We start from the raw sequence: 4,473 nt of genomic DNA, 5'->3' as shown, positions 1-4,473 counted from the left end.
GCTTCGGGGGGGGCTGGTGACCGCCGCCGATGGCTACTTATACGCGGCGAACGCCTTCGTGAACTCAAGCGGCTGCTGCTGGATCGACGAGCACGTCGGCTGCGCGGAGCCGGAGCCGCCGCCCTCACAGGCCTTGTCGCGGGTCGAGGACCACATCGAGAGCCAGCCGAGGTCCTTCTCCCCGGCGAACTTCACGAGTTCGGCGGCGTCGTCGGTCTTGAAGACCTCCGTCGCCACGTCGTTGACGCCGATCATCGGGGTGACGGCGACGGCCTGCCACGCGGCCCCGTCGGAGAGGCCGAGGGCGGTCTTGATCTGCTTCTGCGTGGCGGTGGCGGCCTGGATCGCGTACTCGCCCATGTCGCCGCTGTAGGACGGCCCGTAGTCCATGGCCATGATGTTCACCGCGTCCACCTGCACGCCGTTCTCCTTGGCGTTGGCGAGCAGATCGACGCCGGGCTGGGTCAGGCCCTCGGGCATCACGGGCAGCGTGAACGACACGTTCAGGTCCGGGTGCTCCTTCTGGAGCTGGGCTATCGCCTGGGAGCGGCGGGTGTTGGCCGCGGTGTCGGGCAAGGCGGCGCCCTCGATGTCGAAGTCGACCTTGGTCAGCTCGTAGGCGTCGACGACCTTGCCGTACGCCTTGGCGAGGGCGTCGGCGCTGTCGCACTTGAGGCCGAGCTCGGAGCCCGCGGCCCCGCCGAAGGAGACGCGGACGTCCCCGCCCTTGGCACGCAGGTCGCCGATCTGCGCGGCCACCTTGTCGTCACCGAGGCCGGTGGTGCCGCCCCACAGCGGCTCACAGCCGCCGCCGGAGGTGATGAAGGCGAGGTTGAACTCCTTCACGCCGGTCTTCTCCGCGGTGTCGAGGAGGTCGTAGGCCGGGGTGAGGGAGGTGTCGACGAAGGGCGCGAACCCGGCGGCGTCGGCCTTGGTGCCCTGCGCGGGGTCCGCGGCCCGCGCGGACTCGTCGGCCGGGGCCCTGGTCGCCAGCGCGGTGCCGGAGAGGAGGAAGGCGCCGCCGCCGACGAGGGACGCGGCGACGAGTCCGCCGATGACCTTGGACCGGGTGCTCACCGTGCGCCGGTGCGTGCTGCTCATCGCGTTCCTGCCTTAGCTGTACGGGGGTGGGGGTGCGATCACGCTAGCCGCGCGGCGGACGACAAAAGGGGTAACCCTGCGCCGAGTTGAGGATCTTAGGGTGCGCTTAAGGAAGAGATCGGGGACGGTTAAAGGTCGGGGTCGGCTGCGGCGTGCGGGTCGTTGTCCGCGCCCCTGACGGGGGCCTCGGGTGGCGCTTTTAAGGGGCGCGGGGAACTGCGCGGGCAACCACGACGCACCCGCGGTGAGGCACCGGCCGGACAGGTTCAGCCCGTGCTGGGAGCACGGCGACGTCGGCGTACGGCCGCCCCCCGGTGCCCCCGGCGCGCCGCCACCGGCCGGTGGGACCCCAGCTGTATCCAGATGCGGACCTCCGTGCCGCCGAGGACCGAGCTGCCGATGCGCAGATCGCCGCCCGTGGACTCGGCGAGGCGGCGCACGATGTCGAGGCCGAGGCCCGTGGAGCCGTCCTCGCCGGAGCCCGCGCCCCGGGCGAGCGCGGCCTCGGGGTCGGCGATGCCGGGGCCCGCGTCGGAGACGAGCACGATCACGGCGTCCTCGCCGTTGTGGACGTCGACGGAGAAGGCGGTGCCTTCGGCCGTGTGCCGGAAGACGTTGCCGAGCAGCGCGTCGAGCGCGGCGACCAGCTCGGGGCGGGCCACCGGTATCCGCACCGGCCGGTCGATGCCCGCCACCCGGACCTCGCGCCCCTCGTCCTCGGCGAGCGCCGACCAGAAGGCCATCCGCTCCCGGATCACCTCGGCCGCGTCGCAGCCCGCGCCGGGGCCGACCGTCGCCGTCTGCGGCTTCGCGTCACGGGCGGTGCGGATGATCGTGTCGACCTCGCGCTCCAGCGTCTCGACCGCCGTGCGGGTCTGCTCCGCCGCGTCGCCCTCGCCGAGCGAGGCCGCGTTCAGCCGCAGCACCGTCAGGGGCGTCCGCAGCCGGTGGGAGAGGTCGGCCGCCAGCTCCCGCTCGTTGGCCAGGAGTTGTACGACCTGGTCGGCCATCGAGTTGAACGCCACCGCGGCGAGCCGCAGTTCGGTGGGACCCTCCTCCGGCACCCGCGCCCCCAGCTTTCCCTCGCCGAGGTCGTGCGCGGCGCCCACCAGGCGTTTGGCGGGCTGGACCATGCGTACGCCCAGCCGGTCCGCGACCGCCACCGAGCCGATGACGAGGGCGATGCCGACGCCCGCGAGCACCAGCCACGCCGTGGTCACGCCATTGCTGACCTCGGCCTCGGGGACGTAGATCTCCACGACCGCCGTGCCCGAGCTGAGCGCGGTCGGCTGGAGGACCACGAAGCCGCCGGGGACGCCGGTGGTCCTGGCCCGGCCCTCCTTGCGGGTGGCCTCCACCGCGCGCGCCCCGGCCCTCGGGTCGCCGACCTCGAAGGCGTCGGCGTCCCCGACGGCAGGCACGTACACAGCCATCCGTCCGTCGCCGCCCGCCTCGGACGAGGCGACGGCCCGGGTGAGCTCCGCGCGGTCGGTGGTGATGGAGAGCGTGGGGCCCATGCCGGCGCCGTGCCGTTCCGCGTTCGAGATGGCACGGTCCCTCGCCATCTCCTTGACGACGAGGCCGAGCGGGACCGCGAAGGCCACCACGACCATCGTGGTGACGGCCAGGCACACCTTGACGAGGGCCCACCTCACGGCTGTGGCTCCGCCAGTGGTGGCTCCAGCTTCACGCCGACCCCGCGCAGGGTGTGCAGGTAGCGCGGCCGGGCGGCCGTTTCGCCCAACTTCCGCCGCAGCCACGACAGATGTACGTCGATGGTCTGGTCGTCGCCGTAACTCTGCTGCCAGACCTCGGCGAGCAGCTCCTTGCGCGGCACGACGACGCCGGGCCGCCCGGCGAGGAAGGCCAGCAGGTCGAACTCGCGCCGGGTCAGGTCGAGCCGCGCGCCGTCCAGCTCGGCCTGGCGCCGCAGCGGGTCGATGCAGAGCCCGCCGACCTGGAGCACGTTGCTCGGCGGCGCCTCGCCCGCCGTGACGCGCGCCCGGCGCAGCACGGCGGCCATCCGCGCGGAGAGGTGCTCGACGGAGAACGGCTTGGTGAGGTAGTCGTCGGCGCCGTCGTTCAGGAGCCGTACGATCTCCGCCTCGTCGTCCCGCGCGGTCGCGATGATCACGGGGACGTCGGTGATCCCGCGGAGCATCTTCAGCGCCTCCGACCCGTCGAGGTCGGGCAGGCCGAGATCCAGGATCACCACGTCAAAACGGAAATGGGCGACCTCCCGCAGCGCCTCAAGGGCGGTGCCGACGCTGCGCACGGTGTGCGCTGCCTCGGTCAGATGCCGGATGAGGGCGGAGCGTACGAACTGGTCATCCTCGACGACGAGCACACTTGCCATGGGCGGCACCGTACGCCATACGGCGGAATGCGGTCTTCCCCGGGAAGCGCGCGGTCCGGCGGGCCCCGGGTGCCGGTGCCCCGCGGGACAGGGGCGTGCGGCGTGGTGCAGTATGGCCCGCGATGCGCAGAGGACTCGTACACGGAATCGCATGGTCGCTCGCCACGGGCGCGGCGGTCACGCTGTCCTGGTGGGGCGTCCACACGGTGATGGCGGGGACCGCCTACGACCCGCCGCGCGCCCTGCCGCTGGCGGCCGACGACGGCGACCCGGACGACGCGGAGCCGATCGTCTCCTCGACGCACCGCTCCACGACCTCGCCGTCGGCGAAGCCCACGAAGTCACCGGACCCGTCGAAGTCACAGAAGTCGCAGAAGCCCCCGAAGTCGCCCACGCCGTCCGGAACGCACTCCGACCGGCCCACCTCGCCCCCGCCCGAGAACTCCGGCACCGGCACGGTGAAGAGCTACAACACCGCGGGCGGCCGGGTCGTCTTCGACCTCGGCGAGAGCTCGGCGACGCTGGTCTCGGCGACCCCGGCGGCGGGCTGGTCGGTGCAGACGTGGAAGCAGGACAAGTGGATCCGCGTGGAGTTCACCGGCGGCGCGGCCCGGGTGTCGGTGTTCTGCACCTGGCACGACACGGCGCCCCGGGTGGAGATCGACAAGTACTGAACGTCACGTACCGAACGTCACGTTCCGAACGCGGCCGATCAGCGGAAGACCGACGGCGGCGGCGCGGGCGAGGCGACCGCCGCGGCGTCCGTGACGGCTGCCGCTCCCCCGCTGAAGTCCTTGAGCCCGCGGCCGTGTTCGAGCCTGCCGGGATGCGGGTCGCCCGCGCAGCGCCGGGTCAGTTCGGCGACGGGCAGCGGCCGGTCGGAGCCGAGCAGCACGGCGTTGCCGAAGCGTTTGCCGCGGAGCACGGCGGGGTCGGCGGCGAGGGCGAGCTCGGGGAAGAGCTCGGCGGCGGTGGCGAGCTGGCCGCGCAGATGGGCGAGCGGCGGGCCGTCGGCG

4 protein-coding genes and 1 pseudogene are annotated in these 4,473 nt (G+C 73.0%); 1 reads left to right on the top strand and 4 read right to left on the bottom strand.

What is annotated here, in order from left to right; translation table 11 throughout:
* Positions 1-33: 33 nt before the first annotated feature.
* From AOK03_RS36770 to AOK03_RS36760, 3 genes are all read right to left on the bottom strand, one after another.
* On the bottom strand, positions 34-1,101 hold the full coding sequence (locus tag AOK03_RS36770; RefSeq protein ID WP_055569724.1) for a chitinase: 1,068 nt from the start codon (positions 1,099-1,101) through the stop codon (positions 34-36).
* A 266-nt stretch (positions 1,102-1,367) separates the two neighbouring features.
* The gene (locus AOK03_RS36765) at positions 1,368-2,756 is read right to left on the bottom strand and encodes a sensor histidine kinase (protein WP_055569723.1); all 1,389 of its coding nucleotides are present in this window, start codon (positions 2,754-2,756) and stop codon (positions 1,368-1,370) included.
* The gene (locus AOK03_RS36760) at positions 2,753-3,457 is read right to left on the bottom strand and encodes a response regulator transcription factor (protein ID WP_055569722.1); all 705 of its coding nucleotides are present in this window, start codon (positions 3,455-3,457) and stop codon (positions 2,753-2,755) included. Before AOK03_RS36760 ends, AOK03_RS36765 begins: the two co-directional genes overlap by 4 nt.
* 122 nt (positions 3,458-3,579) lie before the next feature.
* Between AOK03_RS36760 and AOK03_RS36755 the strand changes: the two genes are divergently transcribed.
* Positions 3,580-4,131, top strand: a complete 552-nt coding sequence (locus tag AOK03_RS36755) for a hypothetical protein (RefSeq protein ID WP_055569721.1) — start codon at positions 3,580-3,582, stop codon at positions 4,129-4,131.
* A gap of 38 nt (positions 4,132-4,169) precedes the next feature.
* Here AOK03_RS36755 and AOK03_RS36750 read toward each other — a convergent pair.
* Positions 4,170-4,473, bottom strand: a pseudogene (locus AOK03_RS36750) (spermine synthase); the annotation flags it as partial.

Origin of the sequence: Streptomyces atriruber, from assembly GCF_001418325.1 — a bacterium.
Classification (GTDB): domain Bacteria; phylum Actinomycetota; class Actinomycetes; order Streptomycetales; family Streptomycetaceae; genus Streptomyces; species Streptomyces atriruber.
This window is presented reverse-complemented; position numbering and strand designations above follow the sequence as displayed.